We start from the raw sequence: 13,846 nt of genomic DNA, 5'->3' as shown, positions 1-13,846 counted from the left end.
CGGCCCCGTGGGCACAGACCGGTCCTGGCCCCGTGAGTACCGGCCGGTCCCGGCCCCGTGAGTACCGGCCGGTCCCGGCCCCGTGAGTACCGGCCGGTCCTGGCCGGCTGAGGCACGGACCCGTCCTGCCCCCGTGACCCGGACGGGTCCGAGCCCCGTCAGGGGCGGGCGGTAGCCTCGGGCCGTGACCAACGAGATCGACATCGGCCGGGGCAAGCGCGGCCGCCGGGCCTACAGCTTCGACGACGTCGCCGTCGTCCCCTCCCGCCGCACCCGTGACCCCGAGGATGTCTCCGTCGGCTGGCAGATCGACGCCTACCACGTCGACCTGCCGGTGCTGGCCGCCCCGATGGACTCCGTCATGTCCCCGGCGACCGCCATCGCGCTGGGCAACCTCGGCGGCATCGGCGTTCTCGACCTCGAGGGGCTGTGGACCCGGTACGCGGACCCCGAGCCGCTGCTCGCGGAGATCGTCGACCTGCCCGCCGAGCGGGCCACCGCCCGCATGCAGCAGATCTACGCCGAGCCGATCAAGCCCGACCTCATCGCCGACCGGCTGCACGAGGTCCGCGCGGCCGGGGTCACGGTGGCCGGCAAGCTCTCCCCGCAGCGCACCCAGGAGCACTGGCGCACGGTCATCGACGCCGGGGTGGACCTGTTCGTCATCCGCGGGACCACGGTCTCCGCCGAGCACGTCTCCTCCCAGGCCGAGCCGCTCAACCTCAAGCGGTTCATCTACGAGCTCGACGTGCCGGTGATCGTCGGCGGCGCCGCCACCTACACCGCGGCGCTGCACCTGATGCGCACCGGCGCGGCCGGGGTGCTGGTGGGCTTCGGCGGCGGCGCCGCGCACACCACCCGCCGGTCCCTGGGCATCCACGCCCCGATGGCCTCCGCGGTCGCCGACGTCGCCGCCGCCCGCCGGGACTACCTGGACGAGTCCGGCGGGCGGTACGTGCACGTCATCGCCGACGGCGGCGTGGGCCGCTCCGGGGACCTCGTCAAAGCGGTCGCCTGCGGCGCGGACGCGGTCATGCTCGGTGCTGCCCTGGCCCGGGCCAGCGAGGCCCCCGGCCGCGGCTGGCACTGGGGCTCGGAGGCGCACCACCCGGTGCTGCCGCGCGGGGAGCGGGTCCGGGTCGGCACCGTCGGCACCCTGGCGCAGATCCTGCACGGCCCGGCCGAGCAGGCCGACGGCACCCTCAACCTCGTCGGGGCCCTCCGGCGGGCGATGTCCACCACCGGCTACTCCGACCTCAAGGAGTTCCAGCGTGTGGAGGTCGTCGTCTCGCCCTACGACCCGCTGGGGTGAGGCCGACGGCGGCCGGTGCTGCCCGGTACGACGGCGGCCGGTGCCGGTCTGGACGACGGCGGCCCTGGCTGCCGGTGATTTGGCCCGGCCGGGGCCTGGTGACGAGGATGGTGGCGAATGTCGACGGCGAGGAGTGGAGCAGCAGTGACGCAGCAGGCCGAGGACTACCGCATCGAGCACGACACCATGGGGGAGGTCCGGGTCCCCCGGGACGCCCTCTGGTCCGCCCAGACCCAGCGCGCCGTCGAGAACTTCCCGATCTCCGGCCGGGGCCTCTCCCCGCACCACATCGCCGCCCTCGGGCAGGTCAAGCGGGCCGCCGCCATCGCCAACGCCGAGCTCGGGGTCCTCGAGCAGGACGTCGCGGACGCGATCGCGGCCGCGGCGCAGGAGGTCATCGACGGCCGGCACGACGCCCACTTCCCGATCGACGTGTTCCAGACCGGGTCCGGCACCTCCTCGAACATGAACGCCAACGAGGTGATCGCCAACCTCGCCAGCACCCGGCTGGGCCGCCCCGTGCACCCCAACGACGACGTCAACGCCTCCCAGTCCTCCAACGACGTCTTCCCCTCCTCCATCCACATCGCCGCCACCCAGGCGGTGGTCGAGGAGCTGCTGCCGGGCCTGGAGGTGCTGGCCGCCGCGCTGGAGCGCAAGGCCGAGGAGTGGCGGGACGTGGTCAAGGCGGGCCGCACCCACCTGATGGACGCCACCCCGATCACGCTCGGGCAGGAGTTCTCCGGGTACGCCACGCAGGTGCGGTACGGCATCGACCGCGTCCAGGCCGCGCTGCCCCGGCTGGCCGAGCTGCCGCTGGGCGGCACCGCCGTCGGCACCGGCATCAACACCCCGCCCGGGTTCGCCGCCCGGGTGATCGCGCTCGTCGCCGAGCACACCGGCCTGCCGCTGGTGGAGGCCCGCAACCACTTCGAGGCCCAGGCCGCCCAGGACTCGGTGGTGGAGACCTCCGGGGCGCTGCGCACCATCGCCGTGTCGCTGACCAAGATCGCCAACGACCTGCGGTGGATGGGCTCCGGCCCGCGGACCGGGCTGGGCGAGCTGCGGCTGCCGGACCTGCAGCCGGGGTCCTCGATCATGCCCGGCAAGGTCAACCCGGTGGTGCCCGAGGCCACCGTCATGGTGGCCGCCCAGGTGGTCGGCAACGACGCGGCGATCGCCTTCGCCGGCGCGCAGGGTAACTTCGACCTGCTCGTCACCCTGCCGGTGCTGGCCCGCAACCTGCTGGAGTCCATCACGCTGGTCGGCAACGTCGCCCGGGTGCTGGCCACCAAGACCGTGGAGGGGTTGGTGGCCAACGAGGAGCGGTGCCGCGAGCTCGCCGAGTCCTCCCCGTCCATCGTCACCCCGCTCAACCGGATCATCGGTTACGAGGCCGCGGCGAAGATCGCCAAGCACTCGGTGGAGCGGGGCATCACGGTCCGCGCCGCCGTCGTCGAGCTCGGCTACATGGAGCGCGGGGAGATCACCGAGGAGCAGCTCGATGCCGCCCTGGACGTGCGGTCGATGACCGCCCCCCGGCGGGGCTGAGGCCGGCCGCGGGGCGCCGAGACCGGAGGCCGAGCCCGGCGGCCGAGCCCGACAGCGGCGCGGCGGCAGTCGGGCCCGGCCGCCGCGCGGGTCAGCCCGCCGCGGGCCGGCCGGCCCCGGCCTCCGCGGGCACCAGCGACGCGGCCTGCTGGGCGATCGCCAGCTCCTCGTTGGTGGGCACCACGAGCACGGCCACCGGGGCGCCGTCGGGGGAGATGACGGTGGGCTCCTTGATCCTGTCCGTGTTGCGGTCCGGGTCGATCCGGATGCCGAGGAACTCCAGGCCCTCCACCGCCCCGGCCCGGACCGTGGCGTCGTTCTCCCCGACCCCGGCGGTGAAGGTCAGCGCGTCCAGGCCGCCGAGGACCGCGGCGTAGCCGCCGATGTACTTGCGCAGCCGCCGGGTGTAGATCTCCAGCGCCAGCCGCGCGGCGTCGTCGCCGTCGGCGACCATCTTGTGCACCAGGCGCAGGTCGTTCTCCCCGGTCAGGCCCTTCAGGCCGGAGCGCTTGTTGAACAGGGTGTCGATGTCGTCCACGCTCATCCCGGCGTTGCGCTCCAGGTGGAACGCCACCGCGGGGTCGATGTCCCCGGTGCGGGTGCCCATCACCAGGCCCTCCAGCGGCGTGAACCCCATCGAGGTGTCCACCGCCGCCCCGCCGGCCACCGCCGACGCCGAGGCGCCGTTGCCCAGGTGCAGCACGATCTGCCGCAGGTCGGCCAGGTCCCGGCCAAGCACCTCGGCGGCCTTGGCCGAGACGTACTGGTGGGAGGTGCCGTGCGCGCCGTAGCGGCGCACCGCGTACTTCTCGGCGACCTCCCGGTCCAGGGCGTAGGTGGCCGCGGCGGCCGGCAGGTTCCGGAAGAAGGCGGTGTCGAACACGGCCACGTGCGGCACGTCCGGCAGCAGGGCCAGGCCGACCTGGATCCCCTTGAGGTTGGCCGGGTTGTGCAGCGGCGCCAGCGGGCACAGCTCGGTGATCCGGTCCAGCACCTCCTGGTCCACCACCACCGGCCCGTCGTAGTGCCGCCCGCCCATCACCACGCGGTGCCCGACGGCGCAGATCCCGGCCGCGGTCAGGTCCGGCCCGACGGCGTCGAACATCGCCAGCAGCCGCCGCAGGCCCTCGCCGTGGTCGGCGATGGGCAGGCGCCGCTCCTCGGTGTGGCCGTCGGTGCGGTGGACGATGTGCGACTGGCTCTCCCCGATCCGCTCGATCAGGCCGACGGCGACGGCGGTGCCGGCGCCGGGGTCGACGAGCTGGTACTTGATCGAGGAGGAGCCGGAGTTGATGACGAGGACGGTGCTCATGCAGTGATCTCCTGGGGGGCGGCCGCCCGGGCGGCCCGCTCGTGCTCGGCCTGCGCCTGGACGGCGGTGATGGCCACGGTGTTGACGATGTCCTGGACCAGCGCCCCCCGGGAGAGGTCGTTGACCGGCTTGTTCAGGCCCTGCAGCACCGGCCCGATGGCGACCGCGCCGGCGGAGCGCTGGACCGCCTTGTAGGTGTTGTTGCCGGTGTTGAGGTCGGGGAAGACGAAGACCGTCGCCCGCCCGGCCACCGCCGAGCCGGGCATCTTGGCCCGGGCGACCGAGGCGTCCACCGCGGCGTCGTACTGGATCGGGCCCTCCACCGACAGGTCCGGGCGGCGCTCCTTCACCAGGGCGGTGGCCCGGCGGACCTTCTCCACGTCCGCGCCCGAGCCGGACTCGCCGGTGGAGTAGGACAGCATCGCCACCCGCGGCTCCACCCCGAACTGCGCGGCGGTCTCCGCCGAGGAGATGGCGATGTCGGCGAGCTGCTCGGCGGTGGGGTCGGGGTTGACCGCGCAGTCCCCGTAGACCAGGACCCGGTCGGCCAGGCACATCAAGAACACCGAGGACACGATGGACGTGCCCGGGCGGGTCTTGATGATCTCGAAGGACGGCTTGATGGTGTGCGCGGTGGTGTGCGCGGCGCCGGAGACCATCCCGTCCGCGTGGCCGAGGTGGACCATCAGGGTGCCGAAGTAGGACGGGTCCCGGACGATCTCCCGGGCCCGGTCCAGGGTCATCCCCTTGTGCGCCCGGAGCCGGGCGTACTCCTCGGCGAAGGGCGCCAGGAGCTCGGAGGCCTCCGGGTCGATCACGCTCGCCGCGTCCAGGTCCAGGCCGAGCTCGGCGGCCTGGGCGCGGACCTGGGCGGGGCTGCCCAGGATGGTCAGGTCGGCGACCTGCCGGGAGAGCAGGCTGGAGGCGGCCCGCAGGATCCGGTCGTCGTCGCCCTCGGGCAGCACGATGCGGCGCCGCCCGGCCCGGGCCCGCTCGAGCAGGGTGGACTCGAACATCAGCGGGGTGACCACCGGCGAGCGCGGGACGTCCAGGACGCGCAGGATCGACCGGCTGTCGATGTGCTGCTCGAAGGTGCCGAGCGCGAGGTCGATCTTGCGCCGGGTGCCGCGGGCGAGCATGCCCCGGGTGCCGGCCACGATGCTGGCCGCCTCGTAGGTGTTGTGCGCGGTGAGGATGACCGGCAGCCGCTGCCCCAGCCCCTGGACCAGCCGCAGCACCGACGCCGAGGGCCGGTACCCGCCGTTCAGGACGATGCCGGCCAGGGACGGGAACCCCTCGGCGGCGTGCGCGGTGGCCAGGGTGATGAGCACCTCCGGGCGGTCCCCGGCGGCGATGCACAGTTGGCCGTCGCGCAGCCGCTCCAGGACGTGCTCGGTGCTCATCCCGGAGACGAGCATGTGCTCGGCCTCCCGGTCGAGCAGCGCGGGGTCGCCCAGGACGAGCTCGCCGTCCAGGGCGGCCATGATGTCGGCGACGACGGGCGCGGAGAGCAGCGGGACGTCCGGCAGCGCCCACACCGGCACCGCCAGCGGCTCCAGGGCCTGCCGGACCTGCGCCAGTGCGCCCGGGTCGCACCGGTTGGCCAGCACCCCGGCGGTGGTGGCGTGGCCCTGGGCGATCTCGGCGGCGGCCACCTCGGCCACCTGGCGGACCTCGGCCGGGGTCCGCCCGTTCCCGCTGACGACCAGCAGGACGGGGGCGCCGAGGTTGGCGGCGACGGCGACGTTGAACGCCAGCTCGGTGGGCCCGGCGACGTCCGTGTAGTCCGAGCCGACGACGACGACGACCTCGCAGGCCCGCTCGACCTCCCGGTAGCGCTCCACGATCGTGGCCAGGGCGGCCTCCGGGTCGGCGTGCACCGCCTCGTAGGTCACCCCCACGCACGCGTCGTAGGGCAGGTCCACCCCGGTGTGCCGGAGCAGGAGGTTGACCACCTCGTCCTTGCCGGTGACCGACCGGGTGACCGGCCGGAACACCCCGACCCGGCCGACCCGGCGGTTGAGCAGGTCCAGCAGCCCCAGGGCGACGATCGACTTGCCGGAGTACCCCTCGGGGGAGGTGATGAAGATGCTGCGCGCGGTCACTCGTTGTCCCCGCCGGTGGCCTGGGTGGCGTTCGGCCCGCCCTGCGCGGTCGCCGTCTCCCCGACGTCGGGCCAGACCCAGTCCCGCACCGCCGGGATGTCCTCGCCGTAGGTGCGGGTGTAGGCCCGCGCCTCCAGCCGGGCGTCGGCCATCCGCTGGCGCAGCCCGGCGTACCGGGCGGCGAGCCCGGGCACCCGGTCGATGACGTCCATCACCAGGTGGTAGCGGTCGAGGTCGTTGAGCATGACCATGTCGAACGGGGTCGTCGTCGTGCCCTCCTCCTTGTACCCGCGCACGTGCAGGTTGGCGTGCCCGGTGCGGCGGTAGGTGAGGCGGTGGATCAGCCACGGGTAGCCGTGGTAGGCGAAGATGACCGGCCGGTCGGTGGTGAAGATGGTGTCGAACTCCCGGCCGGAGAGCCCGTGCGGGTGCTCCTTCTCGTCCTGCAGCCGCATCAGGTCCACCACGTTGACCACCCGGACCTTCAGGTCCGGGACGTGCTGGCGGATCAGGTCCGCCGCGGCCAGGGTCTCCAGCGTCGGCACGTCCCCGGCGCAGGCGAGCACGACGTCCGGCTCGGTGCCGGGCACCTCGGTGCCGGCCCACTCCCAGATCCCCAGCCCGCGGGCGCAGTGCTTCGCGGCCTCGTCCACGTTGAGGAAGTTCGGCGCGGGCTGCTTGCCGGCGACGACGACGTTGACGTACTGCCGCGAGCGCAGCACGTGGTCGTAGGTGGACAGCAGGGTGTTGGTGTCCGCCGGCAGGTACACCCGGATGACGTCGGCCTTCTTGTTCACCACGTGGTCGATGAACCCGGGGTCCTGGTGGGAGAAGCCGTTGTGGTCCTGGCGCCACACGTGCGAGGACAGCAGGTAGTTCAGCGACGCGATCGGCCGGCGCCAGGGGATGTCGTCGGTGACCTTCAGCCACTTGGCGTGCTGGTTGAACATCGAGTCGACGATGTGGATGAACGCCTCGTAGGAGTTCAGCAGCCCGTGCCGGCCGGTGAGCAGGTACCCCTCCAGCCAGCCCTCGCACTGGTGCTCGCTGAGGGTCTCCATCACCCGGCCGGCCCGGGCCAGGTGGTCGTCGACGTCGGTGGGCAGGTACTCGCCGTTCCACTGCTTGTCGGTGGCGTCGTAAACCCCCTGCAGCCGGTTCGAGGCCGTCTCGTCCGGGCCGAAGATGCGGAAGTTGTCCGGGTTGAGCCGGATCACCTCGCGCAGGAACTCCCCGAGCACCCGGGTGGCCTCGGTGATCGGGGCGCCCGGCTTCTGCACGTCGACGGCGAAGTCGCGCCAGTCCGGCATCCGCAGGTCCTTCAGCAGCAGCCCGCCGTTGGTGTGCGGGTTGGCGCCCATCCGCAGGTGCCCGGCCGGGGCCAGGGCGGCGACCTCCGGGCGCAGCCGGCCGCCGTCGTCGAAGAGCTCCTCGGCCCGGTAGCTCTTCAGCCACCGCTCCAGGTCTGCCAGGTGCTCGTCGGTGTCCCGGGCGGAGGCCAGCGGCACCTGGTGGGCGCGCCAGGAGCCCTCCATGCGCTTGCCGTCGATCTCCTTCGGGCCGGTCCAGCCCTTGGGGGAGCGGAAGACGATCATCGGCCACAGCGACCGCTCCATCTGCGGGTCCTCGGCGGCCCGGGCCTTGATGTCGGCGATCGCGTCCAGCACCTCGTCCAGCAGCGCGGCGAACCGGCGGTGGTACGCGGCCGGCTCCTCGTCCTCGAACCCGCCGGTGAAGAAGTACGGGGTGTGCCCGTACCCGCGCATGAGGTCGGTCAGCTCCTCGTCGGAGATGCGGGCCAGCACGGTGGGGTTGGCGATCTTGTACCCGTTCAGGTGCAGCACCGGCAGCACGACGCCGTCCCGGGCCGGGTTGACGAACTTGTTGGAGTGCCAGGAGGTGGCCAGCGGCCCGGTCTCCGCCTCGCCGTCGCCGACGACGGCGAAGACCAGCAGGTCCGGGTTGTCGAACGCGGCGCCGTAGGCGTGGGACAGGGCGTACCCGAGCTCGCCGCCCTCGTGGATCGAGCCGGGGGTCTCCGGCGCCACGTGGGAGGGGATGCCGCCGGGGAAGGAGAACTGCCGGAACAGCCGCCGCAGGCCGTCCTCGTCCTGGCTGATGTTCGGGTAGGTCTCGGTGTAGGTGCCCTCGAGGTAGGTGTTGGCCACCAGCCCGGGCCCGCCGTGGCCGGGGCCGGTGATGTACATCGCGGAGAGCTCGCGCTCCTGGATCACCCGGTTCATGTGGGCGTAGAGGAAGTTCAGGCCGGGGGTGGTGCCCCAGTGGCCGAGCAGGCGCGGCTTGACGTCGTCCCGGCTGAGCGGGCGGCGCAGCAGCGGGTTGTCCAGCAGGTAGATCTGCCCGACCGAGAGGTAGTTCGCCGCGCGCCACCAGGCGTGGACGCGCCGCAGGGTCTCCTCGTCGAGGTCGGCCCCCGCGGGGCGGTGCTGCCACGCGGCGGTCGGCGCGGACGCGGTCGTCGTCATCCGGATCTCCTCCGTTCTCCGGGCGGCGCCGGGCGGGCCGCCGCCGGTCAGGGCCTGGTTCCGTCGCCGCTCAGTCTCCCCCACCCGGGGGGTGCCCGCGCCCGGGGGCGGCGCCGCCGGGCGGCGGAAGGCCGGCACGTGGGCGAGGGCACACCGCCCGCAGCACACCGGGGGGCACGTAGCCTGGGCCCGTGGACCTATCTCGGGCCGGTTCGGGCGTGGACGACCGCGCAGCTGCCGCCGGGGCGCCGGGCGGTCCCGGCGAGCCGCCCGCGGAGCACGGCCCGGACGGCCCGGGCGGGCGGCCGGCCGCGGACCCGGCGACGGCGGCGGACCTGGCGACGACGGAGCGTGCCCAGGCGGACCGGACCGGCCCGGCGACGGCGGAGCGTGCCCCGGCGGACCGGGCCGGCCGGACGCCACGGGTCACCGGCACCCGCCGGGACTACTGGACGGTGGCCCGCACCCCCCGGATGCTCGTCCTGCTCGTCGTGCTCCTCGGCGCCGCGCTGGTGTGCGTGCGCCTGGGTGCCTGGCAGCTGGACCGGGCGGCGCTGCGCGGCGCCGAGGCGGAGGAGGCCGCGTTCGCGGCCACCCTGGCCGCGGAGCCGGTGCCGCTGGATGAGGTGCTGCGCGCCCAGACCTCCTTCACCGCCGAGGAGCTCGGCGTGCCGGTGACCGTGCGCGGGGAGCTCCAGCCCGACCAGCAGGTGCTCGTCCCGGGCCGGGAGGTCGACGGGACGGACGCCGTCCTCGTCGTCACCGCGCTGCGGCTGACCGACGGGCCGGACGCCGGCGCCATGCTCCCGGTGCTGCGCGGCTGGCTGCCGGCGGCGGCGGTCAGCACCAGCGGCGGCGCCGCCGCCCCGGCGGACGCGGCCACCGCGGCCCGCCTGCAGGTCCCGGCCGGGGAGCAGGAGCTCATTGGCTGGCTGGGGGTGTCCGAGGCCGCTGCGCCGGGCACCGACCTGCCGGCCGGCATGGTCGGCGCGGTCAGCGTCGGGGAGCTGGCGAACCGGTGGGGCGGGCCGACCTTCGGCGGGTACCTGGTGCAGTTCGCCGCCGACGGCGAGCGGCCCGGCACCAGCCCCACCGGGCTGCCGCACGCCCCCGCCCCCGGCATGGCGCAGGAGTCCGGGATGAACCTGCAGAACCTTGCCTACGCCGTGGAGTGGGTGGTCTTCGCCGGGTTCGCGCTGTTCGTCTGGTGGCGGATGCTGCGCGACGACGTCGCCGAGCACCGGGCGGCGGCCGGGCTCGACTGAGCCCCGCCGCCCGCCGTCACCAGAGCAGACCTGGCGCCGCCCGCCGTCGCCGGAGCGGGCCGGTCGACGGCAGTCGCCGGACCGGGCCGCCCGCCGCCCGCCGTCGCTAGACCGGGCCGCCTCCGCCGCCCGGCGTCACTCCTGCTGCCAGGACCGCCACAGCGCGGCGTACTCCCCGCCGGCGGCGACCAGCTCCTCGTGGGTGCCGAGCTCGACGATCCGGCCGTCCTCCACCACGGCCACCCGGTCGGCGTCGTGCGCGGTGTGCAGCCGGTGCGCGATCGCGACCACCGTGCGGCCGGCCAGCACCGCGGACAGGGACCGCTCCAGGTGCCGGGCGGCCCGCGGGTCGAGCAGCGAGGTGGCCTCGTCCAGGACCAGGGTGTGCGGGTCCAGCAGCACCAGCCGCGCCAGGGCGAGCTGCTGCGCCTGGGCGGGGGTGAGCTCGGCCCCGCCCGAGCCCACCTCGGTGTCCAGGCCGTGCGGCAGCCGCTCGACCCAGCCGGTGGCGTCGACGGCGGCCAGCGCCTGGGCCATCTCGGCGTCGGTCACCTCGGCGCGGGCCAGGCGCAGGTTGTCCGCCAGGGTGCCGACGAAGACGTGGTGCTCCTGGGTGACCAGGGCCACGTGCGAGCGCAGCTCCTCCTCGGTCAGGTCCACCAGCGGCACCCCGCCCACCGTCACGCTCCCGCCGGTGGGCGGGTGGATGCCGGCGAGCATCCGGCCGAGGGTGGACTTCCCCGCCCCGGACGGGCCGACGACGGCCAGCCGCTCGCCGGGCTGCAGGTCCAGGTCGACGTCGTGCAGGACGTCCTGCCCGGGCCGGTAGGCGTACCGCACCTGCCGGGCGCGGATCTCCGCCCCGGCCGGGTGCGCGCCGGTGGGGGTGCGGTCCGGCTCGACCAGGCGCACCCCGAAGATCCGGGCCAGGGAGGCGAGGGCGACCTGGAGCTCGTCGACCCAGAAGAGCAGCTCGTCGATGGGGTTGCGGACCTGGATGGCGTACAGGGCCACCGCGGTGACCCCGCCGAGGCTGGCCGCGCCGTTGTCCAGCAGCCAGGCGCCCCACAGCAGCACCGCGGCCACCGGCAGCGCGAAGGACAGGTCCAGCCAGAAGAACAGGTACACCCGCAGCCGCAGGGTCTCCTTCTCGCTGTCCCAGGTGGTGCGCACCGCCTCGTCGGTGCGCCGGCGCCGCCGCCGGCCCAGCGCCAGGGCGTCCACCGTCGCGGCGTGCTCGACGGACTCGGTGAGCACGCCGTTGAGCCGGGCGTACGCCGCGGACTGGCGCAGGTAGGCCGGGGTGGCGCGGGCCAGGTACCAGCGCATCGCCACCACCAGCAGCGGCACCCCGACGAGCAGCGCGAGGGCCACCAGCGGCGCGGCGAGCAGCGCCGCGACGAGGGTGAGCAGCACGGTGACCGAGCAGACGAGCAGCCGCGGCACCCCGAACCGCACGGTGAACTGCACCCGGTCGACGTCGTTGGTGGTGCGGCCGAGCAGGTCCCCGGTCCCGGCCCGCTCGACGGTGGACAGCGGCAGGTGGGTGACCGTGCCGAGGAAGTCCTCGCGCAGCGCCGCGAAGATCTCCTCGCCGAGCACCATCGCGCCGCGCTGGGCGAAGCGGGTGACCACCGTCTGGACGAGGACCGCCCCGACGATGGCCAGCGCGGTGGCGTTGACCACGCCGGCGGTGGTGCCGGCGGCGACGGCGTCGACGAGGTCGCCGAGCAGCCACGGCACCGCCAGCGCGGCGACGGCGGCCAGCCCCTGCAGCAGGACGACCCAGGTGAGGGAGCCCCGGTAGCGGCGCAGCAGCGCGAAGGAGGCGGTGCGCACCGTGCGGGTGTCGGCCACGGGCAGCTGCATCAGTGCACCTCCTGCATCTCGGCGCCGGTGGACCGGCTGACGACGGCGGCGTAGGCGGCGGCGGCCGGCTCGCCGGCGGCGGCCCGGCGGAGCAGGTCGCGGTGCCGGCCGCGGGCCACCTCATGGTCGCCGTCGAGCAGGACGACCTCGTCCGCGTGCTCCAGCACCAGCGGGGAGGCGGTCACCACCACCGTGGTCCGCCCGCGCCGCCGCTCGGCGAGCCGGGCGGCGATCCGGGCCTCGGTGTGCGCGTCGACCGCGGAGGTGGGCTCGACCAGGAGGAGGGTCTCGGCGTCGGTGAGCAGCGCCCGGGCCAGCGCTACCCGCTGGCGCTGCCCGCCGGAGAGGGAGCGGCCCTTCTCGGTGATCTCCCCGTCCAGGCCCTCGGGCATGGAGGCCAGCACGTCGTGCCCGTCGGCCGTCTCCAGCGCGTCGTAGAGGTCCCGCTCGGTGGCGCGCTCACGCACGTCGAGCTCCTCGCGCAGGGTGCCGGTGAACAGCTGCGGGGTCGCGCCGGCGAGCACGATGCGCCGGCGCGCCTCGGCCAGCGGCAGGTCCCGCAGCGGCACGCCGCCGTAGGTGGCGACCGGCTGGGCGTCGTCGATCCGGGCCAGCCGGGTGGCCAGGGCGGCGGCGTCGTCGGGGCGGGCGGAGACGACGGCGGTCAGCCGGCCCGGGTGGATCCGGACGCCGGTGGCCGTGTCGAGCAGCTCGGCCCCGGCGGGGGCGGCGGTCCGGTCGTCGCCGGCGGCGGGGGCGGCCAGCCGACCGTCGCCCGCCGCGGCCGCGGGGGTGCGGCTGCCCTGCTCGGGCGCCGGCGCGGCCTGGTGCCCGTCCACCGGCTGGCGCCCGGCCACCGGCCCGGCCGCCGGCTCGTCCGCCTCCCGGCTCTCGTCCAGGGTGCCGGCGGCGGGGACGACGCTGAGCACGTCGATGACCTTCTTCGCGCCGACCCGGGCGCGGGTGAACATCTGGATGAACTGGGTGGTGGCCCGCAGCGGCATGGACAGGAAGGCGGTGTACCCGTAGAAGGTGACGAGCTGGCCGGGGGTGATCTGCCCGGTCATCGCCAGGCGCGCGCCGAACCAGACCACGCCGACGACGAGCAGCCCGGGCAGCAGGACCTGCAGCGCCTCCAGGATCGACTGGGTGGCGGCGACCGCGACCCCGGCCCGGCGCACCCGCTGGGACTGCTCGGCGTACCGGGCGGCGAAGACGTCCTCGCCGCCGATGCCGCGCAGCACGCGCAGCCCGGCGACGGTGTCGTTGCCGAGGGTGGTGAGCCGGCCGGTGGCCTCCCGGTGCGCGGCCTGCCGGCGGTGCAGCGGGCGGACGAGCAGCGCGAGGATCACCGTGGTGACCGGCAGGCCGACCAGCACGGCCAGGCCAAGGGGCACGGACTGGGTGAGCAGGATGCCGGCGACGACGAGGTAGGCGGTGACCGACCCGACGAACCGGGGGAGGCGCTCCATCAGGTTGCCGATGTGGAAGGCGTCCGAGGCGACCGTGGCGACGACCTCCCCGGTGGGCAGGGTGTCGCTGATCGCGTCCCCGGTCCGGGTGACGTGGTGGCCGACGAGCCGGGCGGTGGGCATCGCCCCGTTCAGCCAGGCGCCGACCTCCCCGATGTGCCCCAGGGAGCTGGTGAGGGCCTGCACCAGGCCGACGGCGACGATCCCGGCGCAGGTCAGCACCAGGCCCCGGCTGAGCCCGTCGCTCAGCCCCTGGTCCAGCGCGGTGCCGAGGAGCAGCGGGAGGGCCGCGAAGGTGAGGAAGTTCACCACGGCCACCGCGGTGGCCACGACCAGGAGGGGCGCCTGCCGGCGCGTGAGCCAGCGCAGCAGCGCCAGCGGCGAGGTCAGCGGGGGGTGTCCAGGATCGCCCTGGGGGGAGTCGAGCACTCGGGCGAGCCTACGCGGCGGCGGCCCCCGGGGGCGAGCGATTTT

At 74.8% G+C, this 13,846-nt stretch carries 8 protein-coding genes; 3 read left to right on the top strand and 5 right to left on the bottom strand.

The window, feature by feature from the left end:
- Window positions 1-184: 184 nt before the first annotated feature.
- On the top strand, window positions 185-1,312 hold the full coding sequence (locus MF406_RS15395; RefSeq protein ID WP_242895477.1) for a GuaB3 family IMP dehydrogenase-related protein: 1,128 nt from the start codon (window positions 185-187) through the stop codon (window positions 1,310-1,312).
- Between the two features lie 144 nt (window positions 1,313-1,456).
- Window positions 1,457-2,863, top strand: coding sequence for an aspartate ammonia-lyase (locus MF406_RS15390; protein ID WP_256463903.1), 1,407 nt, complete (start codon window positions 1,457-1,459; stop codon window positions 2,861-2,863).
- Between the two features lie 91 nt (window positions 2,864-2,954).
- On the opposite strand, the gene MF406_RS15385 is transcribed toward MF406_RS15390, so the two are convergent.
- From MF406_RS15385 to MF406_RS15375, 3 genes are read right to left on the bottom strand one after another with little or no spacing between them, the layout of a single operon-like run.
- A complete protein-coding gene (locus MF406_RS15385) occupies window positions 2,955-4,175 on the bottom strand; it encodes an acetate/propionate family kinase (RefSeq protein WP_242895475.1) in 1,221 nt (406 codons plus the stop codon).
- Window positions 4,172-6,280, bottom strand: coding sequence for a phosphate acetyltransferase (gene pta, locus MF406_RS15380; RefSeq protein ID WP_242895473.1), 2,109 nt, complete (start codon window positions 6,278-6,280; stop codon window positions 4,172-4,174). The genes MF406_RS15385 and pta overlap by 4 nt, the downstream gene beginning before the upstream one ends.
- Window positions 6,277-8,766, bottom strand: coding sequence for a phosphoketolase (locus MF406_RS15375; protein ID WP_242895472.1), 2,490 nt, complete (start codon window positions 8,764-8,766; stop codon window positions 6,277-6,279). Before MF406_RS15375 ends, pta begins: the two co-directional genes overlap by 4 nt.
- A gap of 191 nt (window positions 8,767-8,957) precedes the next feature.
- Between MF406_RS15375 and MF406_RS15365 the strand changes: the two genes are divergently transcribed.
- Window positions 8,958-10,031, top strand: coding sequence for an SURF1 family protein (locus MF406_RS15365; RefSeq protein WP_305852969.1), 1,074 nt, complete (start codon window positions 8,958-8,960; stop codon window positions 10,029-10,031).
- 135 nt (window positions 10,032-10,166) lie between these two features.
- Here MF406_RS15365 and MF406_RS15360 read toward each other — a convergent pair whose 3' ends face one another.
- Both MF406_RS15360 and MF406_RS15355 read right to left on the bottom strand, forming a co-directional pair.
- Window positions 10,167-11,900, bottom strand: a complete 1,734-nt coding sequence (locus MF406_RS15360; RefSeq protein WP_242895470.1) for an ABC transporter ATP-binding protein — start codon at window positions 11,898-11,900, stop codon at window positions 10,167-10,169.
- Window positions 11,900-13,801, bottom strand: coding sequence for an ABC transporter ATP-binding protein (locus MF406_RS15355; RefSeq protein ID WP_242895468.1), 1,902 nt, complete (start codon window positions 13,799-13,801; stop codon window positions 11,900-11,902). Before MF406_RS15355 ends, MF406_RS15360 begins: the two co-directional genes overlap by 1 nt.
- Window positions 13,802-13,846: the final 45 nt, after the last annotated feature.

Source organism: Georgenia sp. TF02-10 (assembly GCF_022759505.1).
Classification (GTDB): domain Bacteria; phylum Actinomycetota; class Actinomycetes; order Actinomycetales; family Actinomycetaceae; genus TF02-10.
Note: the sequence above shows the minus strand (reverse complement) of the source record. Positions and strands in the feature narration are given on the sequence as shown.

Excerpts from the sequence above, each read along its gene's own strand:
- MF406_RS15385 (WP_242895475.1), bottom strand. The coding sequence starts at position 4,175 with ATGAGCACCGTCCTCGTCATCAACTCCGGCTCCTCCTCGATCAAGTAC.
- MF406_RS15375 (WP_242895472.1), bottom strand. The coding sequence starts at position 8,766 with ATGACGACGACCGCGTCCGCGCCGACCGCCGCGTGGCAGCACCGCCCC.
- MF406_RS15360 (WP_242895470.1), bottom strand. The coding sequence starts at position 11,900 with ATGCAGCTGCCCGTGGCCGACACCCGCACGGTGCGCACCGCCTCCTTC.